Below are 25,893 nucleotides of genomic sequence, written 5' to 3'. Positions count from 1 at the left end.
AGCTTGTTTAATTACATTGGTGAGATGCCAGAGCAAAATTCCCAAACAACAAATGCAAATAAAATCCGCCTAATTACTCAGGGACTCACAACAGTACTAAAGCTCTGGTTGAGAGCGCAAGTGAGCCAAATATCGGAATTAGAAGTGGAGATTAAAGCCAGCGATCGCCAAATTCTCTCTGGGCGCATCCCCTCGGTATCTATTTTTGCTACTCATGCAGTTTATCAAGGTCTCCTGATTACACAAATTCAATTAATAGCAGAAAATATTCGGATCAATATCGGCTCGGTACTCAAGGGACAGCCCCTACGAATGTTAGAAATAGTACCAGTGGTTGGCGATTTGATCGTAGACGAGAAGGATCTCAATGCTTCTCTCTCATCTGACTTATTATCTACTGCTTTGAGCGATTTACTGGTTAAGGTTTTACCAACAGATTACCCGCAGTCACAACCAATTAATTGGCAAGAAATTATCCTTGATAACAATCAAATTATACTGCGAGGCGTGAGAGTAACCAATAGTGAGACAACACCTCTAGAGATTTCTCTGGGCTTGCACTTACTCAGTGGGCATGAGTTGCAAGTGGCACATATCCAAATCAAGCCTGACCAAGGAGATATATTAGAGGACAATCATCAGTACAATCTGGATCTTGGCTCAGATGTCGATATCCAAGAACTAACGCTGATCCCAGGCAAGCTGGTGTGTCGTGGGCGGATTAACGTTAATCCTTGATGATCACAAATTAAAAAATACTAATATTCTATTTTAAATGATACAGCGCCTATCCGGGAGTAGGGAGTGGGGAGTGGGGAGTGGGGATGAGGGGGATGAGGGAGAAATAATCAATGCCCAATGCCCAATGCCCAATGCCCCGTGCCCAATGCCCTTATAGAAGCGGCAACAATAGTGTCACAAAATAGTAAACCAGAGGAGCTGTAAAAATATAACTATCAGTACGGTCTAAAATACCACCGTGACCGGGGATTAACTGCCCAGAATCTTTGACTCCAGCATCGCGCTTGAGCATAGATTCGGTAAGATCCCCTAAAATGCTAGCAATGCCAATCAGCAAACCCAATGCTAAACCAGTGAAGGGGGATCTAGGCAAGTGTAGATAATAGGCTCCTGCTATGGCTACGGCAAGACTAGAGATGATGCCAAAGACGGCACCTTCTACAGTTTTTTTCGGGCTAATCTCAGACAGACGGGTTTTCCCAAAGAATTTGCCAATGGTGTAAGCACCGATATCGGCTGCCCAAATACACAAAAAAGTCAGCAGTGTTGCTGTAAAACCTTGTCCTAAAGAAGCGGAATTTGCCTTTTCCCAGAAATCTGTCCAGGTTGTGGGCCAGTAACCTCCGAAAGGGAGATTGCTAAAAGCAGCACTATCAATTGCTCGTAACCGCACCCAGTAACTCGGTAAATAACCTACGTAAAATAGCCCCATAATAGAAGCGGAAACATCAGCGATCGTGGCAAATTTGGGCTGGAATAGCAGGTAAAAACAAATAAGTGTGCCAGCTATTGGCATCACAGCATCAGCTAAACTGCCATCAAGGGTACAAATCACCAGCAAAATTTGGCTGACAGCCATAGTGGTTTTAGCAGCAGGAGTAATGCCTCTGGCTCGCACCAAATTAAAATATTCCTGTTGACCCAAGAAGACCACGATCGCAAACATGATGGTAAAGTACCAGCCCCCCAAAAGGGTAACAGAAAGAGCAAGAGCGATCGCAATAATTCCACTAATAATCCGAGACCAAGGCATAGAAGTATTAAATATTGGGCATTGGGCATTGGGCATTGGGCATTGGGCATTGGGCATTGGGCATTGGGCATGGGGCATTGGGCATTGGGCATTAATTAATTAATTATTTTTTCTTCCTCTACTTCGCTGCTTTCCCTGCTCCCCCTACTTCCTCATCTCCGTTTTCCCCCTTCCTTTGCCCCCTCTTCCAATCCCCCATGCCCCATGCCCCATTCCCTAATCCAGTTTCTCACCACTGAGGATAAAAATGGGATCAACGGCGGTAAAGGTTTGAGAAAAGCCGCGTGTTTCTAAGCGGTTAACCGCAGACTGGACGACTTCGATATTTCTAGCCCTTAACAGGGAAAAGCTCTGGGAAATAGCATACAGACTTTCTAGATTAGCAGCTGTGGCTACAACCCGACCCGATGGCGGCAAATAATGCCAAGCTGCTTGCAGAATTTCTTGAATGGGGCGTCCTCCCTCGATACAGACGCGGTGAGGAGTAACTTTGAGGTCATGTAAACACTCTGGGGCACTACCTTCAATTACTTCGACATTCTTGACTTCAAAGCGATCGCAGTTACGCTTGATTAAATTAGCTACTTCTTCATCCCTTTCTATAGCAATAATCTGTCCACCTGGACATAATAGCCCCACTTCTACCGGAATTGTACCCGTCCCTGCGCCAATATCCCACAACACAGAATCTGATTTTAGTCGCAGTTGGGCAATTAATAGTAGTCGGACTTCTCGCTGGCTCAGGGGAATTCCTGGCAAATGTTCAAATAATTCATCGGGAATACCAGGGGTAATATAAGGCCAAAGTTGGGAGGGCATAGAACTACGCAATTATACTAAAGATATCGGTTTGCCAAATTGAAAAGCCATAAGCTCTAAAAACTTTTCAACCCTAGCATTATCAGAAACCATCATGATTGGCGAAATATTAGGCGATGTTCAGGGACAAGACGCGACGCGTCTACGCTACGAAGTTCAGCAGATATTAGGAAAAAAATCAGGGCGGCGGACGTTGTTAGCTCGTGATTTGCAAACTCAAGAATTAGTTGTGATCAAGTTACTCTCTTTTGGTGGTGACTTTGAATGGGATTCACTCAAGCTGTTTAAGCGGGAAGCTGAAATTTTAAAATCTTTGTCACATCCCTTAATTCCTCACTATTTAAACTATTTTGAGGTAAATTTACCAAACATCAGAGGATTTGCCCTAGTACAAACTTATATCCCTGCACAAAGTTTAGAGCAATATTTACAAAATGGGCGGACTTTTACAGAAGCAGAAGTCAAGCAGATAGCCAAAGCACTTTTAGAGATTCTCGTTTACCTACATGGGCTATATCCGCCTGTAATTCACCGTGATATTAAGCCTAGCAATATTTTATTGAGCGATCGCTCTGGCAATAGTATCGGTCAAGTTTACCTGGTAGATTTTGGCTCAGTGCAGACTGTCCTCGCCACAGAAACCGGGACAAGAACTGTGGTAGGAACCTATGGCTATATGCCACCAGAGCAATTTGGCGGACGCACTGTTGCAGCATCAGACCTTTATAGTTTAGGCGCAACCTTAATTTATTTAGTTACGGGTACTCACCCAGCCGATTTACCTCAAAAGGATTTTCGCATTCAGTTTGAACAAGTGGCTAATCTAAGTCCTAGCTTTAGCAATTGGTTAAAGTGGATGATTGAACCCAGTTTAGAACGGCGTTTGAGTTCTGCTGATCTAGCGATGTCTACGACGGGCTCCGCCTACGCAGCTTTAGAGAAACCACAACTAACAAACTCACCTGCTTTGGTTGTTGGCAAACCAGATGGGAGTAAGATTCAACTAACTAAAAATTGGGATTCTTTAGAAATTATCGTTCCACCAGCTGGTTTTGATGCATCAATAGTATTCACAGGTTTATTTGCGATCGTTTGGAATTCATTTATCCTCATTTGGACAATTGGCGCACTCTCAGCGCCTTTTCCTGTCAACATCCCCTTTGCCATGTTCTCACTTCCTTTTTGGGGTGCTGGCTTTGTGATGGTGTATAAAATTCTGTTTCATTTATTTGGACGCATCTGCTTACGCCTGAATCCTAAACAAATTAGCCTAACCTGGGAGTTGTTTGCTTGGAAATTTTATCGTCCCCGGACATCGCCAAGACAAAGTGTTAGTAAGTTGGTTTACATTCCCAAACATTTTACTAAAGACTCTGAAGGCACTAGAATTGCCGTTCCAGCACAATTGGATATTTGGGTAGGAGTAAAAAAATATCAACTTGGTGGTATTAGTGGTGCGATTAAATCTGAAGCGGAACTGGAATGGGTAGCTGATGAATTAAGCGATTGGTTAGGTTTACCAATTCAGCGAGAATAAACAAAAGCAATAATATTAAAAAGGTCTAAAAATGGCAACTACAAGCAAAAGGCGATCGCTAATGGAATTAATTCAAAAACATCTAAACCTTGCACCCGAAAGCACTTTAGAAAAAGTTTTAGAACTTTTAGAGGATGAAGAAGATATTAGAGATGCCCTTGCTGAAATAGCAGACGCAAAAATTAACGGGACTATATCTTGGGATGAATACAAGAAAAAAACCGCGTGACTTACCAAATTGAATTTACTAAGGGTGCTAATAAACAACTGAAGAAACTACCAAGCGATATTAAAGAACGTATCGACTCAAAAATTGAATAATTAGCAATAGAACCACGTCCAGTTGGCGTTAAAAAATTGGCAGACGAAGAATCTTTATATCGGATTAGAGTAGGTGGTTATAGAGTAATTTATCAAATATTTGATAATATTCTCTTAGTGAATGTAATTAAAGTGAAACATCGTAGAGAGGTTTATAGAAATGAGTCCTGATAGACAGCAGTTGTAAAACTTATGCTTCTATGGATAATACTGTCTTCATAGACCGTACAATCGTACTAGCAAAATTTAGATGAGACTTAATTGTAACCCTTACTACGAAACAAAATTTGGTGCTGCTTATTTGGGAAACAGCCTAGAGTAATAAAAGAGGGTTAAATCGACATTAGTCAACCTTTTGAAAGCGATAGTTCTATTAGATGGGAATTTGGATATAAAATTCTGTTTCTTGGCTTGTTTTTGAGTTACATATTAACTTTCCTTGGTGCATTTCTGCTACAATCTGATAACTAATAAATAAGCCTAGTCCAGTTCCTTTACCAACAGGCTTTGTTGTAAAGAACGGATCAAATATTTTGGAAATTACCGATTCGTGAATACCCAGTCCATTATTTTTAATACGAATATTAAGCCAATTTTTATCAAGAATTTCAGTACTAATCCAAATAGTAGGAACGAACGGTTGAGATTGAGGATTTTGACTAATTGATAGATTAGCAATTGCCTCATTTAAAGCATAGATAGCGTTATTTAAAATATTCATAAATACTTGATTTATTTGCGCGGGATAGCACTTTACCTGGGGAATTACTCCATAATTTTTAATTACTTGAATTACCTGATTTCCCGACTCATTTTGGAAGCGGTGACGCAGAAATATGATTGTGTGATTGATACCTGTGTGAATATCAACATTTTTGATTTCTGCTTCATCCAACCGAGAAAAATTTCGCAGTGACAGCACAATTTCTCTAATGCGATCGCTGCCAACTTGCATCGACTCCAGCAGCTTACCTAAATCTTTTTGAATAAAGTCCAAATCCCAGGTTACTATTGCTTCTTGAATGTGTAGCGAGGGAACTGGATAGGTTTGCTGGTAGAGTTGCAATATTTTTAATAAGACTTTTGTATATTCAGATGCATGGGTGAGATTAGCGTAAATAAAGTTAACTGGATTATTAATTTCGTGAGCAATCCCTGCAACTAATTGCCCCAAACTGAGTAATCTGTTTTTCATGGAGAATCATGTCTAGGTTAGTATTCATGAAAGCATTAAATCCCCGTTTTCCGGGAACTTCGAGAATTCTGCTGCGAAAGGGTAGCAACTCATCAATCATCTGCGATCCCTTCGTACCAGCTTGAAAAGCCCCAACTTCCTTGATAGTTTTAAGAATACCAACAGGTTCAACCAATTCCTGGTAGTTTGGCGTAAAAAAAATCGGTGTGGTAATCATCAACACTGGAGTTTGTAGCAAAGACCCTACAAGCTCAACCGTGTTTTCTAATACTTTGGTGGCCCTTGAGGATTCCTCAATGACACTATGTAGAATACCATCAGCTGCAAAGTAGTCATTTTGATAACCAATCAAGATCACAGCAGTACTTTGGGGTTGCATTGTATTTCTAACTATTTAGTATGTACAGACACTTTATTATTCCCGTTCTAAGTGTGTTTGTAACGAAAACTAATTGGTTTTATTTATACCCTGTTTTTACAAGAGAGTCCAGCGCTGATCAGTGGCGAACTGATCAGATTTGAGCCATCAATGTCTATATTTAATTAGAGATGCCTTAGAGGAAATTTATATGTTTGGACTGGGATGGCCAGAAATAGCTGTAATTACCATAGTCGCCGTTCTAATTTTTGGCCCCAAAAAAATTCCCGAACTGGGAACTGCACTGGGCAAAACCCTACGAGGTTTTAAGGAGGAGATGAAAACTCCCAGCGAGGAAACCAATCAGGAAGAAGAAAAACAATGATCAAAGGAGTCAGAATACAGGAGTCAGTGCGTTGGCTCCTCCTGATTCCTGACTAGAGCAAGGTATTAACAACAGAAGAAGGTGTGATCCCATTTTGGGAATCGATGACATTTGTGCCGGGATTTTGTTGGAGTGTCTCTTCCTTCGCTAAACCACGCAGCTTAATTAACTTAATCGCGCGAGTAACGCTTTCTGGCAAAATTACCACAAGGCTGTTATCGGGAGCCATATCTAAGCCTTTATTTATCGCTTCGGTTTCATCCAGAATTGATTCATAGCGGCTATCAGGCTTAACTTGGGTGATGCCTTGAATAATCAACTGGGCGGCTGATCCCCGTACTCTTCCCCGTGTGTCATCGTCTTCTTTGATGATGATGTAATCAAAAATTTGTGCTGCTAATTTGCCCAAGGTAACAAAGTCTTCGTCACGGCGATCGCCTGGGCCACCAATTACGCCAATCCGTTGTCCTGTAGTCCAGTTCCGCACAAAGGAACCTACAGCTTCGTAACTGGCTGCGTTGTGGGCATAGTCCACCAAAGCGTGGTAGTTGCCTAAATTAAATAGATTCATCCGTCCCGGCGTTTGACTAACTGAAGCCCGAAAAGTCCTCAAACCAGCCCGAATCTGCTCAATTGTGACGTTTTGCACGAATGCCGCCAAACTTGCAGCTAAAGCGTTGGCAATCATAAACGGCGCACGTCCGCCCATTGTTAAAGGTATATTTTCGGCTCTTTCTATGCGGTGTGTCCAATCACCTTTAACAATTGACAAATAGCCATTTTCATATACTGCGGCTACTCCACCCTTTTGGATGTGCTTTCGCACCAATTCCGAGTCGGGGTTCATTGTGAAGTAAGCAATATTAGCCTTAGTTTTTTCTGACATGGCGGCGACGCGGCGATCGTCGGCGTTAAGTACCGCGTAGCCATCCGGGAATACAGCTTCCGCCACTACGCTCTTAAGGTTAGCTAACTGCTCAATGGTATCTATATCGCCTATTCCTAAGTGGTCGGAGGCTACATTTAAAACCACACCCACATTTGCTGCTTCAAAGCCCAATCCAGAGCGGAGAATGCCACCGCGAGCCGTTTCCAGTACCGCTACTTCTACTGTGGGATCTTGGAGGATCACCTGGGCACTTTGGGGGCCTGTGTTATCGCCAGATTCTACTAAGTAATCACCGATATATGTTCCATCAGTAGTCGTATAACCTACTACCTTCCCAGTCTGTTTATAAATATGTGCTAGTAGTCGGGTAGTAGTGGTTTTGCCATTAGTGCCCGTGATGCTGAGGATGGGAATTTGGCTAGATTGCTCGTTGGGAAACAGCATATCCATGACTGCGCCAGCGACGTTGCGGGGAATGCCCACGCTTGGGGCGACGTGCATTCGGAAGCCGGGAGCGGCGTTAACTTCGACAATCACGCCATCGACTTCCCGCAGCGGACGGCTAATATCCGTGGTGACAATATCGAGTCCGGCGATATCCAAACCGATAATCTTCACTACCCGTTGTGCTAACCAAAGATTTTCTGGGTGAATTTCATCGGTACGGTCTACAGCGCTACCACCTGTACTCAAGTTTGCCGTTGCCCTGAGATAACAAATAGTGCCTTTGGGTGGCACGCTATTTAGGGTGTAGCCTTGCCTTTCTAGCAATTGGTAGCTGGTGCGGTCTAGTTCAATCTTGGTCAGGACGTTATCATGTCCTTCACCGCGATTTGGGTCAAGGTTTGTTTCCTCAATTAGTTCGGCGATCGTCGATCTGCCGTTGCCAATCACATGAGCCGGGACGCGTTCGGCGACTGCGACGACTTTGCCATTTACCACTAGTACCCGGTGGTCGCGCCCAACGTAATATCTTTCGACAATAATTGACCGGGAAACCTGTCTGGCAGCTTCGTATCCGGCTTCAGCTTCTTCCCAAGTTCTGATATCAATGGTGATCCCACGTCCATGATTGCCATCCAGGGGCTTGATGACGATGGGATAGCCGCCAACTAATTCTAGGGCTTGTTCCAAATCGTCTAAGAAGTTGATCACTGTACCTCTGGGGACTGGCGCACCAGCAGCCGCGAGGATGCGTTTAGTGGCTTCTTTGTCGCAAGCTAGCTCTACGCCCAGAATGCTGGTGTTATCGGTCATTGTGGCCTGCATCCGCTTCTGATTCACACCGTAGCCTAGCTGAATCAAAAAACGGGCTTCCAAAGACATCCAGGGAATACCTCTTTTTTCTGCTTCTTTGACGATCGCTTCCGTAGAAGGGCCTAATGAAGCATCACGAGTAAAGTCTTTCAGGTCTTGGATATCTTGCTCTAGTTCTGCCTTGGGATAACGGCCTCGATCAACGATACTCTGGCACAGCCGCACAGCTGCTCGTCCAGCGTAACGTCCCGCTTCCTCGTTCAGGTACTCGATCACTACTTGGAAAATTCCGGGTGTGGCAGTTTCGCGGGTGCGACCAAAGCCGACATGCATACCAGCTAATTCCTGGAGTTCTAGGGCGACGTGTTCGACGATATGGCCGATCATAGTGCCTTCTTTGACTCGCATCAGAAAACCACCACGACAGCCAGGCGAACAATAGTGACCCTCCAGACTCGGCAGCGCCTCAACTAATCCTTCATAAAAGCCAGGGATTTCATTCGAGGGCGTCTCGGCAAGGGTTTCTAAATCGAGGCGCATGACGATCAGCTTGTGGCGTCGAATGCTCCAATAGTTTGGGCCGCGTAAGGTCTGGATCTTGAGGATTCTCATGGGAATAGGTAGATGGAGATTCGGAACCAAAATTCTAGTTTCTTACTGAAATTGACCGCTAAACTGTTCATTGCAAACAGTTTTTTCTTTTTACATGGTATTCTTATCATTTTTCTACGGTAAGAAATAATAAATGTGCGGTCAACTCAGTGTAACCTCAGATACTCTATCCCGTCAGCTGGAGATTCGGTGTACAGCAGGCAATACAGTCCGCTGATACAAGTGAAAGCGATCGCCGTAGCTGAGGATATGGAGACGTAAATTATGCACGGTTAACGGTTCATTAGCACCGACATGGGGTTCGTTGGTGTGGGTGAGTTCGGTGGGATCAACAATGGTGACACTGCCTTTGCCCATGACTTGTAGCCAACCATCGCGTTCAAATACAGCACAAGTATCTTCGTCAATGCCAATACCTAAGCGATCGGGATGAGCTGCGATCGCACTAATCAGTCGCCCCATGCGATTACGGTTATTAAAGTGTTGGTCAACGATTACTTCGGGAATAAATCCTAAACCCGTTGCCATATCTACTAGGGAACGATTTGGCGACTCGCCACTACCGCCGCCAGCAATCATATGATGCCCCATCACTGCCGCTCCTGCACTAGTGCCTGCTAACGTCAGTTGCCCCGCCCTGACTCGCTGCCGAATAATTTCCATTGCTGGCGTATCTGCCAATACGCCACAAAGACGCAGTTGGTCTCCTCCTGTCAAAAATACCCCACTACAGGCTTCTAAGGATGCTTTGATCTGGGAAGCTTCACATTGTTCCCGTTCGCGGATGTCTAAAATTTCTACCTTCTGGGCACCCATTTCTTCAAAAATGCGAATATACCGACCACCGATGATCGCGGGTTCGCGAGAGGCTGATGGAATAATTGTAATATAAGCCTTACTAGCACCAGCACGTCCAAAAAAAGTTCGTAGGATTTCGCGCCCATGAACTTTATCTTCTGCGCCTCCGATAACCAGAACGGCGGTTTTAGTTGCTTGGGGTGTCCTCATTTCTAGCGATTTAGCTTGTAATTGCGGCATTGTGTTTCTCCTGTCAACAACTTCAGGTGAATTTAACAAGGTTCAGAAGCAGCCATGATTTTTGGGCTTTGCTTCTTTGAGAGGACACTTTTTGGAAGTTTGGAACTGGGTCAGGCACTCTCCAAATTCTCGCTTAACGCTCGCGTTGCCTCGGTCTAAAGGTGTTCGTTCCTGTTCCTCAAAGCCAGCGCCTTGTTTTTCACCTGTCCACTTGCAGCAGGGCAAAATAGTCTTTAGGGGGCTAGATTCCCCCTTTCGGGTTGGGGACGAGCAGTTAAGACTACGCTTTTTCGTGAGGCTGGCTCGATGCATCCTGGAAGTTGTTAACTTGATATGATTATTAATTTAAATGTAGTTGTGACAACATTTAAACATAAATTAAGTAATTAGAAAAACTTTTGCTCCCATCTAAAATCCAAGAGGTCTGGTAGTTTTAGATACTATTGATAAAGTTTAACTGGAATTTGACCCGACCTTGGCTTGATGATGTTTGCTAGACATTCAAATTTAAGATTAGTGTCCTTGAATACGAATAACTGTGCGCTTTGATATAGTTACGCTTTTTCCTGACTGTTTTAACTCTGTTCTCAATTCTGGGCTGCTGGGTAAAGCCTTAGCTAAACAGATTGCCGAAGTGCATCTGGTTAACCCACGGGACTTTACCACTGACAAGCACCGAAAGGTAGATGATGAACCCTACGGTGGCGGCGTTGGGATGCTAATGAAGCCGGAACCGATTTTTTCTGCTGTGGAGTCGCTGCCAATTCTACCCCGAAGAGAAGTAATTTTGATGAGTCCACAGGGTCAAACAATTAATCAACCTCTTTTGAAAGAATTGGTGACAAATTATGACCAGTTAGTAGTTATTTGCGGACATTACGAAGGAGTGGATGAGAGGGTGCTACATTTGGTAACTCGTGAGGTATCTTTAGGTGATTTTATTCTGACTGGTGGGGAAATTCCAGCAATGGCTTTGATTAATGGCGTAGTGCGGCTCTTACCTGGAACTGTGGCCAAAACGGAGTCCCTCACGGCAGAAAGTTTTGAGGAAGGGTTGTTGGACTATCCCCAATATACTCGTCCTGCCAATTTTCGCGGTTTGAAAGTGCCTGATGTCTTGCTGAGTGGGAATCACGCCGCGATCGCGCGGTGGCGTTATGAACAACAAATTCAAAGAACAGGCGATCGCCGCCCTGATCTTTTGGAAAAATGGGAGCAGGGGAAAGGGAGTGCCGAGTAGGGAGTGGGGAGTAGGGAGTAGGGAGTGGGGAGTGGGGATGAGGGAAAATGACAAATGAAAAAAATGACGAAAATTCGGATTGGTAATGGCTACGATATTCACCAACTGGTGAGTGATCGCGCTTTAATTTTAGGGGGAATTCAAATTCCCCATGAACTGGGTTTGTTGGGGCACAGTGACGCTGATGTGCTGACCCATGCGATTATGGATGCCATGCTTGGGGCATTATCTTTGGGAGATATTGGTCATTATTTTCCGCCTAGCGATCCCCAATGGGCGGGAGCAGATAGTTTAGTACTATTAACTCAAGTACATCAGCTAATTTGCGATCGAGGCTGGCAGGTGGGAAATATTGACTCGGTGGTAGTAGCAGAACGTCCAAAATTAAAACCGCATATTCACAATATGCGCGACAAACTAGCGGCGGTTTTAGAATTAGAACCAAATCAAATTGGCATCAAAGCTACCACCAACGAAAAATTAGGCCCCGTTGGACGCGAAGAAGGTATATGTGCTTATGCTGTTGTTTTACTAGTTGCCTCAGAGTAACTTTTCTTTGAAACAATCGGTAAAAATATCGAAGACTCACGAGGATAGAATTCAATGATTTCTAAGGACAAACAAACCTTAACTTGGTCGGAAATTAGGGACTTACAAGCTACAAACATAGAAGATATAGACTTCCCTGATATTGTCGCTTTAGACAAAGACGAACAAATTATTCTCATAGCTGAAGTCAAAGGTTTCCCATTCAATTTTCAAGAAACAAAAGCCAAACAATATGCTATTTTACGGCTGATTGATTACTTACAAGCTGCAAAGATAGCGATTCCCTTTGCTATGCTTGTTGATGTAAATAAAATTCTGATTTTTCAATGGGATGGCAATAATTTATCAGAGCCGATTCTCAGTCTTAATACTGGTGATGTGCTTAGTCATTACGAGCCAAAATTCCGCGACAAAAGGATATTTAGTCTTTACCTTAAAGGTCTTACAGAAGCTTGGCTACGTGACTTGGCCTATCATTGGAAATCTGCAATATCACCTTTTACAAAGGAAATGACAGAAATTGGTTTATTGCAAGTACTAGAAGACGGAAGAACTCAACTTTATTAATGATTAGCAGTGATAATTTACGTTGAAACTAATTTATTAATGAGTATTGCTAAAGGGCAAGATTCACAAGCACAAGAATTACTGCAAAATACACCCTCTTCTTTACGTCTAGTAGTGCCAAGTATTTGTTTTGTAGAATCATTGACAACATTGGAACAAGAAGAAAAATATAATCTAGATTTCCTCCGCAAGTTAGATATACAAATTAATCAAGCAGAGCGAGATAATTCAGATAATGCACGATTACTGCTGTTTCGCCTAGAGCAATCAAGAACTAGCTTTCTTGAACGAAATAACGAAGTTAAAGAACGTTTTGATGTAGCTTTTAATCAGCTTATCAGCAAATCAGAAATGATTACATTAAGTACGGGTATTTTTCAAGGAACGTTAAATAGAGCAATTTTTGATAAGCACATTATAGATAGAGTAATCTTGGAGTGTATAATTTTTCATGCTGGCTTACATCCTAATGAAAATAAATTATTTTTAAGCGCTAATTCCAATGAATTTGGCATACGTGAAGTTATAGAGGTTTTACGAGATAGTGGCATTCAGTATTTCAATAAAACCCAAAACTTCCTTGGTTGGTTACAATCTCAATCAAATTAAGTACACTATTTGCATATTGAAATTATGAAATTTTTTAGGAAAATCTTTTTAGCAATTAAACATTTTTGGTTGCCAATAATTCTGACTTCAGCAACAGCACTTACAGTTACTGCCTGCAATCTAGCTAACTTCAAAAGTGCAGATGCTCAAGTGCCGCAATTGGTAAGTGCTATTCTCAGTGATCCCAAAACCTTTAACTATCCTCTCAGTCAGGAATCTCCAAATGTTTTTTCTCTAATTTACGAGGGGTTAATCACCCAAAATCCGATAACTGCGAAAGTCGAGCCAGCATTAGCGGAATCCTGGCAAATTTCTGATGATAAATTAAAGATTGTCTTTACCTTACGTGAAGGGTTAAAATGGTCTGATGGTCAGCCACTAACAGTAGATGATGTGGTGTTTACCTACAACGATATTTATTTAAACGAAGCGATTCCTACTGATGTTCGAGACTCACTGCGGATTGGTAAAAGTCGGAAACTACCCAGTGTGCGAAAAGTGGATGAACGCCGAGTTGAGTTTAGCGTACCGGAACCCTTTAGACCTTTTCTACTGAGTACAGGTTCGCCAATTTTACCCGCCCATACATTGCAAGAATCGGTAAAAACGAAAGATCAAAATGGGCATCCGACCTTTCTGACAAAATGGGGCGTTGATACTCCTCCCGACCAAATTATTGCCAACGGCCCTTACAAACTAGAGCGCTATGACACGAGTCAGCGTGTGGTCTTCCAGCGCAATCCCTACTACTGGCGCAAGGATGCTCAAGGCAATTCCCAGCCTTATATTGAACGGGTAATTTGGGAAATTGTGGAATCAACAGATACTTCGTTGCTGCAATTTCGTTCTGGCGGGTTAGATACTGTGGGAGTGTCGCCAGATTATTTTTCTTTGCTAAAGGTGCAAGAAAAGCAAGGAAAATTCAAAATTTATAATGGTGGACCAACATCCAGTACATCGTTTGTTTGGTTCAATCTCAACAAAGGTAAAAGGGACGGAAAACCACTGGTCGATCCGGTTAAGTCTGGGTGGTTCAATAATGTGCAATTTCGGCAAGCTATAGCTTATGCAATTGACCGCCAAACGATGATTAATAACACTTTTCGTGGCTTGGGTGTAGCACAAGATTCACCGATTTCTGTGCAAAGCCCCTATTATCTTTCCCCTAAAGAGGGGTTAAAAGTTTACGATTACAATCAGCAAAAAGCGAAGGAATTACTTCTAAAAGCAGGATTTAAGTACAACAATAATCAGTTAGTAGATGCTCAGGGAAATCGCGTCCGTTTCTCTTTGCTTACCAATGCTGGAAATAAAATTCGTGAGGCAATGGGATCGCAGATAAAACAAGACTTGAGCAAAATCGGCATTCAAGTTGATTTCACCCCGTTGGCATGGAATACTTTTACTGACAAAACTTCTAACTCTTTGGATTGGGAAGCTTCTTTGATGGGTCTAACCGGCGGATTAGAACCGAATGATGGTGCTAATGTCTGGGCACCTGAAGGCGGATTGCATATGTTTAATCAGAAACCCCAAGCAGGACAAAAGCCGATTCAGGGTTGGGAGATTGCTCCTTGGGAAGCGGAAATAGGGAATCTTTACATTCAAGCGGCACGAGAATTAGACGAAGCAAAGGTTAAAGCGATTTATGACGAAACACAGAGGATTACCCAGGAAAATTTACCTTTTATTTTCCTGGTTAATCCTTATTCATTATCAGCGGTGCGTAATCGTTTTGAAGGCATTAAATTCTCTGCTCTTGGCGGCGCATTCTGGAATATTGAACAAATCAAAATAAGGGATTAGTTATGGGGCATAGGGCATTGGGCATTGGACGACTGATAAATTACAAAAGACAAAGGGTTAATTACCAATGACCGATGAAAAAACATTGCGTAGTTTACCGCCGTAGGCATCGCTCCTCGAGGCAGTGGCCAATGGTAAAGTTACCCCAGATATAGGATTAGACGCACTTGAATCTTTGTCCTATAAACCTGCGGGTGAATTTATTGAACATAATTAGACAGAATTCCAGTAAATTGAATTCTATGAAATCACCCTCCATCTTTTTTGCAATTAGGCGTTTTTGGCTAACATTAATTCTGACTTCAGCAATTGCACTTACAGTTACCGCCTGCAACCCAGCTAACTTCAAAAGCGCAGCTGCTCAAGTGCCGCAAGTTGTCACCGCAGTTTTGAGTGAGCCTTCAACTTTCAACTATGCTCTGAATGAGTCGGCATATAGCGTTTTTGGCTTCCTCTATGACTCATTGATTAATGAGAATCCTGTAACCACAAAATTAGAGCCTGCTCTAGCAGAAGCCTGGGAAGTTTCTGAAGATGGTCAGCGGATTGTAATCACCCTGCGATCAGGAATTAAGTGGTCAGATGGTCAGCCAACGACTGCTGATGATGTTGTTTTTAGTTATAACGAAATCTACCTCAATCCTAAAATTCCCACTTCTACCAAAGATGCCCTAAGAATTGGCGATAAGGGCAGTTTGCCAAAGGTGAAAAAAATTGATGAGCGTCGGGTTGAATTTAGCATACAGGAACCCTTTGCTCCTTTTTTAAGATATGTCGGCGGCATCCCAATTATGCCAGCCCATGTTCTACAGAAAGCAGTTCGCACAATCGGTTCTGGTGGAAATTCTAAGTTTCTCTCAATGTGGGGAACAGGCACTGATCCGAAACAAATTGTTGGTAACGGTCCCTATGTTATGGAAAGCTACGTTTCCAGTCAGCGAGTTATATTTCGGCGTAATCCATACTACTGGCGTAAAGATGCTCAGGGTAATCCTCAGCCTTACATCGAGCGCATTGTTTGGCAAATTATTGAATCTACTGAAAACCAGTTGATTAGTTTTCGCTCTGGGCAGTTGGATGATTTAGAAGTTCCTCCTGAAGGTTTTAGTTTGCTGAAGCGAGAAGAAAAACGGGCGAAGTTTAAAATTTATAACGGCGGCCCAGGCACAAGTACGAGTTTTATTGCTTTCAATCTTAGTAAAGCGAAGAATTCTCAGGGTAAACCTTTTGTAGACCCAATTAAATCTAGCTGGTTTAATAAAAAGGAATTCAGGCAGGCTATAGCCTACGCGCTCGACCGCAAAACCATGAAAACAAATGCTTATCGGGGACTGGGTGAACTGCAAAATTCATTTGTTTATGTCAAAAGTCCCTACTTCCTTCCTCCAGAAAAAGGGTTAAAGGTATATAATTACGAGCCAGATAAATCGAAGAAATTACTGTTACAAGCTGGGTTTAAATATAATGACCAAAATCAGCTTTTAGATGCTAATGGTAACAGAGTCAGATTTACAATCTTAACGAATTCGGAAAGAAAAGTTAGAGGAGATATGGCATCTCAAATCAGACGGGATCTTGGTAATATTGGGATTCAAGTAGATTTGCAAATTCTCAGCTTCAATTCTTATCTAGAAAAACTCAAAGTTACGCATAATTGGGATTGTTACCTGGGAGGATTTGCTGGAGGCGGTATTGAACCCCACGGCGCTAGCAATATCTGGAGGATTGCCGGTGCATCCCATGCATTTAATTTGGGGCCACAACCAGGAGATCCACCCATAACTGGCTGGGAAGTTTCCGACTGGGAAAAGCAAATTGACAGCCTTTACATTAAAGGCGCACAGGTATTGGATGAAAACAAGCGCAAGGAGATTTATTACGAATATCAGCGCATCGCCTCAGAACAGTTGCCGTTTATTCATTTAGTGGAGAGTTTGAATTTGCAAGCAGTGCGCGATCGCTTCCAAGGAATTCAATATACTGCTCTTGGCGGCCCATTTTGGAATCTCTACGAACTGAAAGTAACCGATTAGTCATTAGTCATCACATAACAATATCAGGAAAAATGACAAATGACCGATGAAAAAACTTTGCGATCGCTCCTCGAAGCGGTTGCCAATGGTAAAGTTACGCCAGATACGGCATTACATTCACTCAAAGATTTAACTTATGAATCTGTGGGTGAGTTTGCCAAAATTGACCACCATCGCGCCCTTAGAACTGGTTTCCCAGAGGTGATTTGGGGCCCTGGTAAAACTCCCGATCAAATTGCTCAAATTATGGAGGTGATGCGCCTCCGCAATCCGGTGGTGATGGCGACTCGCATTGAACCAGTAGTTTATGCCGCACTGCAATCAAAAGTTAGCGGTTTGCGATATTACGAATCGGCGCGAATTTGTGCGATCGCTCCTCCTACTATCGAACCACAATTTGCGGGTGAAATTGGCATTCTTTCTGCTGGTACCGCCGATTTACCCGTTGCTGAAGAAGCAGCTGTAACTGCTGAACTTTCTGGTTTCCGCGTCCAGCGCCTTTGGGATGTTGGCGTTGCTGGGATTCACCGCTTATTAAGTAACCGCCACCTGATTGAGTCAGCATCGGTGTTAATTGTCGTGGCGGGGATGGAAGGCGCTTTACCCAGTGTTGTCGCGGGTTTAGCGAGTTGTCCTGTGATTGCCGTACCCACCAGCATCGGTTATGGCGCAAGTTTTGGGGGTTTAGCACCTTTATTGACAATGCTTAACTCTTGTGCTGCGGGAGTAGGCGTAGTAAATATCGATAATGGTTTTGGCGCAGCAGTTTTGGCGGGGCAAATTTTGCGGACTGCCGAGAAATTGCGGTTGGCATCGGCTGCATCTTGAGTTAAGACATTAAAGTTATATCGAATATTTCAGTACACTATCAGTATTTAATGTAAAAAATAAACTGATGCTGAAATTTGCCACCCTTTAGTTCTTAAGCACCAAATATGAGCCACTACAGCGATTTGATGTCTCAGTTATTTTGGCATTTGCCTGTAAATTTGACGGCACTAGCACAAACAATTACTGACCCAGACCTTATGGGTCAGATTCAAAAAGCTTGGAGCCACTTTATACAAACAGGTCAAGTGTGGGCATTGTTGATTGGTTTAGTCATTGGCTATATGATTCGGAATCTAACTAGCTACGGCTAAATCTAGGGGGAGTGGGGAATAAGGAGTAGGGAGTAGGGAAATCAGGAAAATTATCTTCCTCCTCTTCCTAAATCATCATTCCCCATTCCCCATTCCCCACTCCCCACTCCCCTGATAATATTTATGACCAAAGAAGAAAATTGGAGTCCGCGATTTGAATCAGAGTTGCATCCAGCGATCGCTCGTTTTAATGCCAGTATAGGTTTCGATATTGAATTAATCGAATATGACTTGACTGGTTCTCAAGCTCATGCTAAAATGCTCGCTCACACGGGCATTATCTCCCAACAAGAAGGAGAGCAACTGGTTGCCGGTTTGGAGCAAATTCGCCAAGAGTACCGCCAGGGTAAATTTCAGCCTGGTGTCGATGCTGAAGACGTACATTTTGCAGTTGAACGACGACTGACAGAAATTGTCGGCGATGTGGGTAAAAAACTGCATACGGCGCGATCGCGGAATGACCAAGTTGGCACCGATACCAGACTCTATCTCCGCGACCAAATCCAACAAATCAAAAGCGAATTGCGAGAATTTCAAGGTGTTTTACTAGATATAGCCGAAAAGCACGTTGAAACCCTGATTCCTGGCTATACTCACCTACAACGCGCCCAACCCCTGAGTTTAGCTCACCATCTCTTGGCATACTTTCAAATGGCGCAACGCGACTGGGAACGCTTAGGAGATGTTTCTCGCCGCGTGAATATCTCACCGTTGGGATGCGGTGCTTTAGCGGGAACTACTTTCCCCATTGACCGCCACTACACAGCTAAACTCTTGAATTTTGACGATATTTATGCTAATAGCCTTGATGGAGTCAGCGATCGCGATTTTGCGATCGAATTCTTGTCTGCTGCTAGCTTGATTATGGTTCACCTCAGCCGTCTTGCAGAAGAAGTCATTCTTTGGTCAACTGAAGAATTTCGCTTTGTCACCCTCAAAGATAGCTGCGCCACGGGTTCCAGCATCATGCCCCAAAAGAAAAACCCCGATGTACCAGAATTGGTGCGGGGGAAAACGGGGCGTGTATTCGGTCATCTCCAGGCAATGTTAGTGATTATGAAGGGGCTACCCCTGGCATATAACAAAGACCTGCAAGAAGATAAAGAAGGTCTATTTGATAGCGTTAACACAGTCAAAGCCTCTCTAGAAGCGATGACGATTTTGCTCAGAGAAGGCTTAGAATTTCGTACCCAGCGATTAGCCCAAGCCGTGACGGAAGATTTTTCCAATGCTACCGATGTAGCAGATTATCTGGCAGCACGGGGCGTCCCTTTCCGAGAAGCTTATAACCTTGTGGGTAAGGTGGTAAAAACTAGTATTGCCGCAGGTAAACTCCTGAAAGATTTGAAATTGTCAGAGTGGCAACAAATACATCCAGCATTTGCAGCAGATATTTATGAAGCGATATCCCCCCGGCAAGTTGTGGCAGCCCGCAACAGTTACGGTGGTACTGGCTTTGTACAGGTTAGCAAAGCACTTATAGCTGCCCGCGCTCAAATCGCTCAATAAGGGAGTAGGGAGTGGGGAGTAGGAAGTTGAGAGTAGTTTTCTTTCCCAATGCCCCATGCCCAATGCCCAATGCCCAATGCCCAATGCCCAATGCCCAGAAATAAATAAGGGCGTACAAATGTGCGCCCTAAAAGCTAAATAAACTAAATAACAAGGGTTAAAGCAGGCAGCTTATTCAGTGTCAGCTGCTGCTGCGCCTTCTTCTTCCTCACTCTTTGGTGGTCTTTGTTGGAACCTTCTCTGCATTCTTCCTGTCGTAGTCCGTTTACGAAACTTTCTGGCATACGCCTGGTTACGTAGCGCCTTTTCTTTTTTCGGGTTACGGCGCTTGGCCATGTTCACCTCATTAATAAACAACAAAAAAGTAGCAACTAGGCATCACATAGGCAATATCAGCTACCAATGTTATTGATATACTTGTAGCCTAGTGCAGCAATTAATACGCTTTAAACAATGTACTAGTCTACCGCATTAAACCTTGTTCTGTCAATAAAAATTTATAATTATCTCCACCACCTAGACGAAAAATACCCTTTCTTAGATTCAAATATGTCAAATAGATGTAAATTAGCTATACCAATCCTAAATCATTCGTGAAAAGTTAGATCCCCGACTTCTTTGAGAAGTCGGGGATCTGGACACCGATAATTTTCACAAATCAGATCGGATTGCTATAACTAGTTGTTGTTCTTGGAACAAACTAATGAATATTATCAAGAATTAGATAGCGGTATCAAACGCCGCTTAATTTTCTCTTCTGAATTCTGAATTCTGAATTCTGGATTCTAACTTAATTATTCAAATTAATTTTTTGAATGTGTGCTGAAAAACTATTAGCGATCGCTGGTTTGAGCAAGGCTAATGTTAGTTATAAACTGAAAAGTTTTCTGATTTAATAAATATCATGTATAGATGAATACAGTGCTTCTATTGAAACTTGATGTTAGAATTAATAATATTCTACGTAAATCGTGGGAATAAAATCTCAAACCACCAACCTTTTTGTATAAAACAAAACTCAATATAAATTTTATTAGTTGAGTTTATGTAAGTGGTAGAGAAGTATAGAATACAATACATAAATTTTGAAGATTGAACGTTATTGCTTTTTTTCCGGCAGCTGTCGAGTCCACACGTAGTTTATGGCGTATTGGACAAACAGTACTGGGTATGATATTTCGTCATCCCATTACTGGAACTAGTATCATCCCAATTTTACCCGATGGTCGGATAGTACTGATCCGGCGACGTGATGATGGTCTTTGGGCATTGCCTGGAGGGATGGTGGATTGGGGAGAAGATATTCCCAACACAGTCCGCCGGGAATTGATGGAGGAAACCGGGCTAGAATTGGTGAAAATTAATCGTTTGGTAGGAGTTTACTCCGCACCAGACCGCGATCCCAGAATTCATTCAATTTGTGTTGTGGTTGAAGCCGAGGTGCATGGGACAATGGAGATTCAAGATACTTTGGAAGTCGTGGAAATCCAAGCTTTCTCTCCCAATTTCCTGCCTTCAGGACAGATGTCTCACGACCATACTCGGCAGTTACAAGACTACCTGAAGGGCTTGACAACATTGGCATAATAATATTTTGTCATTAGTCATTTATTTTTTGTCAGATGCTAATGACTATTTATTATGGTGTTAAAAGCTAACGACTAATTTAAGATGGATACACTATTCCGTAACTCCCGGAGAAAGCTCTCTCAAGGGCTGATATTCTGGCGTGAAGTCGGTGAAAAAACTCCTATAATTTTTTTACATGGTGGTTGGAATGAGAGCAGTCAATGGTTATCTGTGATGGAGTCCCTTGCACAAGATTTCCATTGCTTCGCACCTGATTTGTTAGGGTTTGGTGAATCAGAGAATCCGAATATCCACCATTCGATAGATTTACAAGTAGAGTGTTTAGCTGAATTTGTGCAAGCTGTCAAGATAGAAAAAGTATATTTAGTAGGGCATTCTCTTGGGGGTTGGATTGCTGCTAGCTATGCTTTAAAGTATCCAGAGAAAGTTGATGGTGTGGTACTGCTAGCACCAGAGGGCGTAGAGATAGCAGGACAAGAAGAGTATTGCCGGAAGATGCGGCGATTAGTGAGCTATCCACCACTAATAGTAAAATTGTTCCGATCGCTAACTCCCTTAACTAAAGTTCTGGGTTGGCATGAAAAAATTGCCCAGGACTTGCAGCTGCGTCAGGCGCTATTGCCGTATCCCATAGGTTGCCAGTTACTTTTTAAAAGGCGACAAGCCGAAATTGAGGCGGAATTACTGCAAAAGCAGCTTTACATGATTGATGTCCCGGTTTTGATTTTACAAGGTGGCCAAGATACACCTGATGCTTTAGCCAAAAGTCGGGTTTATGCTCAACTGATACCGAAAGTCGAGTTGAAAATGATTGCCCATGCTGGAAACGATTTACCAGAATCTTGTGCTGGGGTTGTAGCGATCGAAATTCGGGAGTTTATTAAAACTATCTTAAAAAGCCATAATTTCAACGAATTAAACTAGCTCATTCAGAGTTTGGTGCCATGTACCTTCTTAATTACGAATTACGAATTACGAATTACGAATTAGTAATTATTTGGTCAGTGGTATGAGACAAGTTTGACTAAGTTTGTTGAGGCGGTCTATACTTTTTTGTTTTTCTTGTCTCAATAGTTCACGCCGAAGTTCATAATCGGCTATTTCAGGCACACGTATAACAGTTTTATTTTCTCGTAAAGATTTCAACCACTGCTGTACTTTTGGGTCTATTTTCGGATGCGTTACTTTACTCAGGGGATGAGTGTCTAGCAATATAACTCTACTCATCTTTGTTACTATACTGACAGCCGATTCTGAGTTAAAGCTGCCTGAATCTGAGGATACGTTTCCTCATCGTATCCTGATTCATCAGCCATCCATTCATCAACTAGTTCTATTACCTGTTCTAAGGAATCATCCTCTTTTGCTTCCGATTTCAAAAATTGGGCAACTTCATTTTGTCTGAATTGTAACCAGTCTGGGAAGCGATTTGTTGTACTTGTTATTGGGTTTATGGTTGGAGGTGCTGCAACGATATCAACGTCGATATTCTCACTAGAAATGAATGTATTTCTCCGGTAACTCCCACGATATGGAGTGTTTTGAGTGATATAAGTGTTCACAGAACGAAATAAACGTCGTTGACCTTTGCCCAATGGCAACGATTGACCGTCAATCAAGGTATCGACTCTTGCCCTTACTGCTAGCAATTCCGCTAAAGAAAGGGCATTCAGTTGTTGCATAATCCCATCGAACTGTGATGTTTTAGGCATATCATTTCCTTACCAGATAGGAATTTCTCTCTCCATTCTATGCCATTATTACCTAGCCCTGTCTTCTTTCCTTGCGTTCGCTTTGAAAGTGCTATAGCAATCCTATCTGATTTGTGAAAATTCTTGGTGTCCAGATCCCCGACTTCTCAAAGAAGTCGGGAATCTAACTTTTCACGAATGATTTAGGATTGCTATATATTACCTATTCCCCATTACTATTTCCCGCATTCCCCAAAAAATAAAATTTGGTTCTACAATCAAACCTGCTGTAATTTCAGGATATAAAGCTTGTAGATAGTTTAGTAATAAAGTGCGATCGCCCCCTTTAATTGCAATCTTACCATCAGTAAACAAATCCCACCATGCCTCAATAAAATCTTTAATTCCAGCTAAAATAGTGTAAATAACTCCACTTTGAATTGCTTCTGTTGTATTCAGTGCAAAACGTGGTGGTAAAGATGCAAAACTTCCCTTTTCTACAAATGGTAATTGTCCTGTTTGTTGACCGAGAGCTGCAAATTGCAAGCCTAATCCCGGCAGAATTGCACCTCCAATTAGACACTGATTATCATCCGCAGCCGTAAAAGTCAGCGCTGTTCCTGCATCAATCACCAACATTGGAAAACCCCACGTTTTCCCCGCACCCCATAAAGCTAAAGCGCGGTCAATTCCTAATGTCGGATACATACCTTTAAGCGGTACTTGGTCTAAAGTAATAACACGAGTATTTGGGTAAGTTTGCCAAATAGCAGTTTTGCTGGGAACTACGGAGGCTATGAGAAGGGGAGGGGGGGATGAGGGGGATGAGGGAGATAAGGGGGATGAGGGGGATAAAGAAGTATTTTCTTCCCCTGCTGCCCAATCTTCCCTAATTTTCTGATGGGGTGGAAAAATTTTCTCTAGTAAATCATCCAGGGTTTGACATTCAGCCAACTGTTGTATAGCAGACTCAGGTAGATAGTCAGTATCCCAAGCTGAGTAAAGCGTCTCGCCAATAAACAATGCCCAATGCAGCCGAGAATTTCCAATTTCCAACGCTAACCAAATTTTCTCTATCTCCCTCATCTCCCTCATCTCCCCCATCTCCCCCATCTCCCCAATCCTCTGCGGTTTCACACTTTTAAATTTTTTAAGTCAGTAATAGGTTTTTTAATAAAAATTAACATTCAAGCCGTGTAACAATAAACCTAGAGGAAGAAATACTCATTGTGTTAAGGAGGGGAGTTATGGTAGCGCTCACCGAAAAAACTGAAAAACGGCTGACCATACAGACTGTGGAAATCGCTCAAGAGACGACGGCTATTCGTTCTTTGGATTGGGATCGCGATCGCTTCGATATTGAGTTTGGTCTGCAAAACGGTACCACTTATAACTCGTTTCTCATCCGTGGAGAGCAGACTGCCTTAGTTGATACCTCCCACGAAAAGTTTCGTCAACTATATTTTGATACGCTTACCGGACTAATCAAGCCTACAGAGATTGATTATTTGATTATCAGCCACACGGAGCCAGACCATAGCGGTTTAGTTAAAGATTTGCTGCAAATGGCTCCAGAAATTACCGTTGTCGGCTCTAAGGTGGCGATTCAGTTTCTTGAAGATTTCGTACATCAGCCATTCAAACGCCGGATTGTGAAAAATGGCGATCGCTTAGATTTGGGTAATGGTCACGAACTTGAATTCGTGATTGCCCCAAATTTACACTGGCCGGATACCATCTTCAGCTTTGACCACAAAACCAAAATTCTTTATACTTGTGATGCCTTTGGGTTGCACTATTGCTCAGATAGCACCTTTGATGAAGACTTGGCAGCGATCGAAGCAGACTTTCATTACTACTACGATTGCTTGATGGGACCGAATGCACGGTCAGTTTTGTCTGCCCTGAAGCGGATGGCGGAACTAAAAACCATCAAGATGATTGCCACAGGGCACGGGCCATTATTATCTCATAATGTTGAGGAATTAGTTGGACGTTACCGCACTTGGAGCCAAACACAAACCAAGGTAGAAACGGCAGTTGGGATATTTTACGTTTCAGAATACGGATATAGCGATCGCCTCGCGCAAGCAATTGCCAATGGTATCGCTAAAACTGGTGTCGCGGTGGAAATTGTCGATTTGGGATCGGAAGTAGATTTACAAGAACTGCGGGAACTAGTAAGCCGTTGTGCTGGACTAATCGTTGGTCTAACTCCGGCTTCTGGCGCTGCTAGCATCCAAGCTGCACTCAGTACAGTATTAGGATCAGCCAAAGAAAAGCAAGCGATCGGCGTGTTTGAAACTGGCGGTGGCGATGATGAGCCGATAGATCCTTTGCTGAGTAAATTCCGCAATTTGGGTTTGACAACAGTTTTTCCAGCGATTCGGATTAAACAAACGCCCACAGAAAACACTTACAAGTTGTGCGAAGAAGCGGGTACAGACTTAGCTCAATGGGTAACACGCGATCGCAGTATCAAAGCCATGAAATCTCTCGGTGCTGACTTAGATAAAGCACTAGGCAGACTGAGCGGCGGATTGTATATTATTACTGCTAAAAAAGGCGATGTTTCCAGTGCCATGCTAGCCTCTTGGGTAAATCAAGCTAGCTTTAAACCCTTGGGATTTTCCATTGCAGTAGCCAAAGATCGGGCAATTGAATCACTTATGCAAGTAGGCGATCGCTTTGTTCTCAACATCTTAGAAGAAGGCAATTTCCAACCACTAATGAAGCACTTTTTGAAACGGTTCGCCCCTGGCGCAAATCGCTTTGAAGGTGTGAGAACCCAGCCAGCCGAAAATGGTGCCCCCATCCTCAACGACGCCCTCGCCTACATGGAGTGCGAAGTCGTCAGTAGAATGGACTGCGGCGACCATTGGGCAGTATACAGCACCGTCTACGCTGGACGGGTTTCTAAGCCAGATGCGCTAACAGCAGTCCATCATCGCAAAGTTGGTAATCATTATTAA

Annotated in this window: 27 protein-coding genes and 2 pseudogenes; 19 read left to right on the top strand and 10 right to left on the bottom strand. The window is 42.9% G+C overall.

All coding sequences use genetic code 11. The features are described 5' to 3' along the window. Positions 1-24 precede the first annotated feature (24 nt). Together V7L05_RS26605 and V7L05_RS26600 are read left to right on the top strand one after the other, a co-directional pair. Positions 25-738, top strand: coding sequence for an LmeA family phospholipid-binding protein (locus tag V7L05_RS26605; protein WP_335168589.1), 714 nt, complete (start codon positions 25-27; stop codon positions 736-738). Positions 739-775: 37 nt separating this feature from the next. Beyond that, complete coding sequence (locus V7L05_RS26600) at positions 776-898, top strand: hypothetical protein (RefSeq protein WP_335168587.1); 123 nt, start codon at positions 776-778, stop codon at positions 896-898. Here the strand turns inward: V7L05_RS26600 and V7L05_RS26595 are convergent. Both V7L05_RS26595 and cbiT read right to left on the bottom strand, forming a co-directional pair. After that, positions 893-1,774, bottom strand: coding sequence for a phosphatidate cytidylyltransferase (locus V7L05_RS26595; RefSeq protein WP_335168619.1), 882 nt, complete (start codon positions 1,772-1,774; stop codon positions 893-895). The two genes, V7L05_RS26600 and V7L05_RS26595, sit on opposite strands and share 6 nt — an antisense overlap. A gap of 216 nt (positions 1,775-1,990) precedes the next feature. After that, positions 1,991-2,593, bottom strand: coding sequence for a precorrin-6Y C5,15-methyltransferase subunit CbiT (gene cbiT, locus V7L05_RS26590; protein ID WP_334942835.1), 603 nt, complete (start codon positions 2,591-2,593; stop codon positions 1,991-1,993). Positions 2,594-2,687: 94 nt separating this feature from the next. On the opposite strand from cbiT, the gene V7L05_RS26585 reads away from it, so the two are divergent. The 3 genes from V7L05_RS26585 to V7L05_RS26575 all read left to right on the top strand — a co-directional run bounded on the left by V7L05_RS26585 (position 2,688) and on the right by V7L05_RS26575 (position 4,622). After that, a complete protein-coding gene (locus V7L05_RS26585) occupies positions 2,688-4,130 on the top strand; it encodes a serine/threonine protein kinase (protein WP_335168585.1) in 1,443 nt (480 codons plus the stop codon). Between the two features lie 31 nt (positions 4,131-4,161). Next, the gene (locus tag V7L05_RS26580; protein ID WP_335168583.1) at positions 4,162-4,359 is read left to right on the top strand and encodes a hypothetical protein; all 198 of its coding nucleotides are present in this window, start codon (positions 4,162-4,164) and stop codon (positions 4,357-4,359) included. A 128-nt stretch (positions 4,360-4,487) separates the two neighbouring features. Further along, positions 4,488-4,622 (top strand): type II toxin-antitoxin system RelE family toxin, encoded by a 135-nt coding sequence (locus tag V7L05_RS26575; protein ID WP_335168581.1) that lies wholly within the window; start codon positions 4,488-4,490, stop codon positions 4,620-4,622. 202 nt (positions 4,623-4,824) lie between these two features. Here the strand turns inward: V7L05_RS26575 and V7L05_RS26570 are convergent, their stop codons facing one another. Then, entirely contained in the window at positions 4,825-5,646 is an 822-nt protein-coding gene (locus V7L05_RS26570) for a sensor histidine kinase (RefSeq protein WP_335168579.1), read from the bottom strand. Then, on the bottom strand, positions 5,588-6,025 hold the full coding sequence (locus V7L05_RS26565) for a cysteine hydrolase family protein (RefSeq protein WP_335168577.1): 438 nt from the start codon (positions 6,023-6,025) through the stop codon (positions 5,588-5,590). Before V7L05_RS26565 ends, V7L05_RS26570 begins: the two co-directional genes overlap by 59 nt. Positions 6,026-6,215: 190 nt before the next feature. Between V7L05_RS26565 and tatA the strand changes: the two genes are divergently transcribed. Then, entirely contained in the window at positions 6,216-6,389 is a 174-nt protein-coding gene (tatA, locus tag V7L05_RS26560) for a twin-arginine translocase TatA/TatE family subunit (protein ID WP_196527662.1), read from the top strand. Positions 6,390-6,441: 52 nt separating this feature from the next. Here the strand turns inward: tatA and cphA are convergent, their stop codons facing one another. Continuing rightward, positions 6,442-9,147, bottom strand: coding sequence for a cyanophycin synthetase (gene cphA, locus V7L05_RS26555; RefSeq protein WP_335168617.1), 2,706 nt, complete (start codon positions 9,145-9,147; stop codon positions 6,442-6,444). A gap of 174 nt (positions 9,148-9,321) precedes the next feature. After that, positions 9,322-10,185, bottom strand: coding sequence for a cyanophycinase (locus tag V7L05_RS26550; protein WP_334942831.1), 864 nt, complete (start codon positions 10,183-10,185; stop codon positions 9,322-9,324). A 538-nt stretch (positions 10,186-10,723) separates the two neighbouring features. Here V7L05_RS26550 and trmD point away from each other — a divergent pair. From trmD to argH, 10 genes and pseudogenes are all read left to right on the top strand, one after another. Further along, a complete protein-coding gene (trmD, locus tag V7L05_RS26545; RefSeq protein WP_335168575.1) occupies positions 10,724-11,425 on the top strand; it encodes a tRNA (guanosine(37)-N1)-methyltransferase TrmD in 702 nt (233 codons plus the stop codon). Positions 11,426-11,488: 63 nt separating this feature from the next. Continuing rightward, positions 11,489-11,974, top strand: coding sequence for a 2-C-methyl-D-erythritol 2,4-cyclodiphosphate synthase (gene ispF, locus V7L05_RS26540; RefSeq protein ID WP_335168614.1), 486 nt, complete (start codon positions 11,489-11,491; stop codon positions 11,972-11,974). Between the two features lie 54 nt (positions 11,975-12,028). After that, complete coding sequence (locus tag V7L05_RS26535) at positions 12,029-12,541, top strand: hypothetical protein (protein WP_335168573.1); 513 nt, start codon at positions 12,029-12,031, stop codon at positions 12,539-12,541. 9 nt (positions 12,542-12,550) lie between these two features. After that, positions 12,551-13,150, top strand: a complete 600-nt coding sequence (locus V7L05_RS26530) for a PIN domain-containing protein (RefSeq protein WP_335168571.1) — start codon at positions 12,551-12,553, stop codon at positions 13,148-13,150. 24 nt (positions 13,151-13,174) lie between these two features. After that, complete coding sequence (locus tag V7L05_RS26525) at positions 13,175-14,956, top strand: ABC transporter substrate-binding protein (RefSeq protein WP_335168570.1); 1,782 nt, start codon at positions 13,175-13,177, stop codon at positions 14,954-14,956. A 124-nt stretch (positions 14,957-15,080) separates the two neighbouring features. Next, a pseudogene (locus tag V7L05_RS34860) lies at positions 15,081-15,158 on the top strand (nickel pincer cofactor biosynthesis protein LarB); the annotation flags it as partial. A gap of 40 nt (positions 15,159-15,198) precedes the next feature. After that, positions 15,199-16,989, top strand: a complete 1,791-nt coding sequence (locus V7L05_RS26520) for an ABC transporter substrate-binding protein (protein ID WP_335168568.1) — start codon at positions 15,199-15,201, stop codon at positions 16,987-16,989. 39 nt (positions 16,990-17,028) lie between these two features. After that, on the top strand, positions 17,029-17,817 hold the full coding sequence (larB, locus tag V7L05_RS26515; protein WP_335168566.1) for a nickel pincer cofactor biosynthesis protein LarB: 789 nt from the start codon (positions 17,029-17,031) through the stop codon (positions 17,815-17,817). Positions 17,818-17,924: 107 nt separating this feature from the next. Beyond that, positions 17,925-18,131 carry a hypothetical protein gene (locus V7L05_RS26510; RefSeq protein WP_335168563.1) on the top strand — a complete coding sequence of 69 codons (207 nt, stop codon included), beginning with the start codon at positions 17,925-17,927 and terminating at the stop codon, positions 18,129-18,131. A 123-nt stretch (positions 18,132-18,254) separates the two neighbouring features. Further along, complete coding sequence (argH, locus tag V7L05_RS26505) at positions 18,255-19,640, top strand: argininosuccinate lyase (RefSeq protein WP_335168561.1); 1,386 nt, start codon at positions 18,255-18,257, stop codon at positions 19,638-19,640. A 171-nt stretch (positions 19,641-19,811) separates the two neighbouring features. On the opposite strand, the gene V7L05_RS26500 is transcribed toward argH, so the two are convergent. Further along, positions 19,812-19,976: a hypothetical protein gene (locus V7L05_RS26500; RefSeq protein ID WP_167407613.1), complete on the bottom strand. Its 165-nt coding sequence runs from the start codon at positions 19,974-19,976 to the stop codon at positions 19,812-19,814. Positions 19,977-20,732: 756 nt separating this feature from the next. Between V7L05_RS26500 and V7L05_RS26495 the strand changes: the two genes are divergently transcribed. Together V7L05_RS26495 and V7L05_RS26490 are read left to right on the top strand one after the other, a co-directional pair. Continuing rightward, entirely contained in the window at positions 20,733-21,227 is a 495-nt protein-coding gene (locus V7L05_RS26495; protein ID WP_334952492.1) for an NUDIX hydrolase, read from the top strand. Between the two features lie 84 nt (positions 21,228-21,311). After that, positions 21,312-22,154 (top strand): alpha/beta fold hydrolase, encoded by an 843-nt coding sequence (locus tag V7L05_RS26490; protein WP_335168559.1) that lies wholly within the window; start codon positions 21,312-21,314, stop codon positions 22,152-22,154. Between the two features lie 75 nt (positions 22,155-22,229). Here V7L05_RS26490 and V7L05_RS26485 read toward each other — a convergent pair. The 3 genes and pseudogenes from V7L05_RS26485 to V7L05_RS26475 form a co-directional block, all read right to left on the bottom strand. Then, positions 22,230-22,457, bottom strand: a pseudogene (locus tag V7L05_RS26485) (hypothetical protein); the annotation flags it as partial. An 8-nt stretch (positions 22,458-22,465) separates the two neighbouring features. After that, a complete protein-coding gene (locus V7L05_RS26480; protein ID WP_335168557.1) occupies positions 22,466-22,942 on the bottom strand; it encodes a hypothetical protein in 477 nt (158 codons plus the stop codon). Positions 22,943-23,140: 198 nt separating this feature from the next. Then, a complete protein-coding gene (locus V7L05_RS26475; protein WP_335168555.1) occupies positions 23,141-24,025 on the bottom strand; it encodes a pantothenate kinase in 885 nt (294 codons plus the stop codon). 143 nt (positions 24,026-24,168) lie between these two features. Here V7L05_RS26475 and V7L05_RS26470 point away from each other — a divergent pair, with 143 nt between their 5' ends. After that, positions 24,169-25,893 carry a diflavin flavoprotein gene (locus V7L05_RS26470; protein ID WP_335168553.1) on the top strand — a complete coding sequence of 575 codons (1,725 nt, stop codon included), beginning with the start codon at positions 24,169-24,171 and terminating at the stop codon, positions 25,891-25,893.

It is taken from the genome of Nostoc sp., assembly GCF_036917755.1.
Lineage (GTDB): Bacteria > Cyanobacteriota > Cyanobacteriia > Cyanobacteriales > Nostocaceae > Nostoc.
This window is presented reverse-complemented; position numbering and strand designations above follow the sequence as displayed.

Excerpts from the sequence above, each read along its gene's own strand:
- V7L05_RS26525 (WP_335168570.1), top strand. The coding sequence starts at position 13,175 with ATGAAATTTTTTAGGAAAATCTTTTTAGCAATTAAACATTTTTGGTTG.
- cbiT (WP_334942835.1), bottom strand. The coding sequence starts at position 2,593 with ATGCCCTCCCAACTTTGGCCTTATATTACCCCTGGTATTCCCGATGAA.
- V7L05_RS26605 (WP_335168589.1), top strand. The coding sequence starts at position 25 with ATGCCAGAGCAAAATTCCCAAACAACAAATGCAAATAAAATCCGCCTA.
- cphA (WP_335168617.1), bottom strand. The coding sequence starts at position 9,147 with ATGAGAATCCTCAAGATCCAGACCTTACGCGGCCCAAACTATTGGAGC.
- V7L05_RS26535 (WP_335168573.1), top strand. The coding sequence starts at position 12,029 with ATGATTTCTAAGGACAAACAAACCTTAACTTGGTCGGAAATTAGGGAC.
- V7L05_RS26475 (WP_335168555.1), bottom strand. The coding sequence starts at position 24,025 with ATGGGGGAGATGAGGGAGATGAGGGAGATAGAGAAAATTTGGTTAGCG.
- V7L05_RS26520 (WP_335168568.1), top strand. The coding sequence starts at position 15,199 with ATGAAATCACCCTCCATCTTTTTTGCAATTAGGCGTTTTTGGCTAACA.
- tatA (WP_196527662.1), top strand. The coding sequence starts at position 6,216 with ATGTTTGGACTGGGATGGCCAGAAATAGCTGTAATTACCATAGTCGCC.
- V7L05_RS26570 (WP_335168579.1), bottom strand. The coding sequence starts at position 5,646 with ATGAAAAACAGATTACTCAGTTTGGGGCAATTAGTTGCAGGGATTGCT.
- V7L05_RS26480 (WP_335168557.1), bottom strand. The coding sequence starts at position 22,942 with ATGCCTAAAACATCACAGTTCGATGGGATTATGCAACAACTGAATGCC.
- argH (WP_335168561.1), top strand. The coding sequence starts at position 18,255 with ATGACCAAAGAAGAAAATTGGAGTCCGCGATTTGAATCAGAGTTGCAT.
- V7L05_RS26585 (WP_335168585.1), top strand. The coding sequence starts at position 2,688 with ATGATTGGCGAAATATTAGGCGATGTTCAGGGACAAGACGCGACGCGT.
- V7L05_RS26510 (WP_335168563.1), top strand. The coding sequence starts at position 17,925 with ATGAGCCACTACAGCGATTTGATGTCTCAGTTATTTTGGCATTTGCCT.
- V7L05_RS26600 (WP_335168587.1), top strand. The coding sequence starts at position 776 with ATGATACAGCGCCTATCCGGGAGTAGGGAGTGGGGAGTGGGGAGTGGG.
- V7L05_RS26565 (WP_335168577.1), bottom strand. The coding sequence starts at position 6,025 with ATGCAACCCCAAAGTACTGCTGTGATCTTGATTGGTTATCAAAATGAC.
- V7L05_RS26500 (WP_167407613.1), bottom strand. The coding sequence starts at position 19,976 with ATGGCCAAGCGCCGTAACCCGAAAAAAGAAAAGGCGCTACGTAACCAG.
- V7L05_RS26580 (WP_335168583.1), top strand. The coding sequence starts at position 4,162 with ATGGCAACTACAAGCAAAAGGCGATCGCTAATGGAATTAATTCAAAAA.
- ispF (WP_335168614.1), top strand. The coding sequence starts at position 11,489 with ATGACGAAAATTCGGATTGGTAATGGCTACGATATTCACCAACTGGTG.
- V7L05_RS26470 (WP_335168553.1), top strand. The coding sequence starts at position 24,169 with ATGGTAGCGCTCACCGAAAAAACTGAAAAACGGCTGACCATACAGACT.
- larB (WP_335168566.1), top strand. The coding sequence starts at position 17,029 with ATGACCGATGAAAAAACTTTGCGATCGCTCCTCGAAGCGGTTGCCAAT.
- V7L05_RS26595 (WP_335168619.1), bottom strand. The coding sequence starts at position 1,774 with ATGCCTTGGTCTCGGATTATTAGTGGAATTATTGCGATCGCTCTTGCT.
- V7L05_RS26490 (WP_335168559.1), top strand. The coding sequence starts at position 21,312 with ATGGATACACTATTCCGTAACTCCCGGAGAAAGCTCTCTCAAGGGCTG.
- V7L05_RS26550 (WP_334942831.1), bottom strand. The coding sequence starts at position 10,185 with ATGCCGCAATTACAAGCTAAATCGCTAGAAATGAGGACACCCCAAGCA.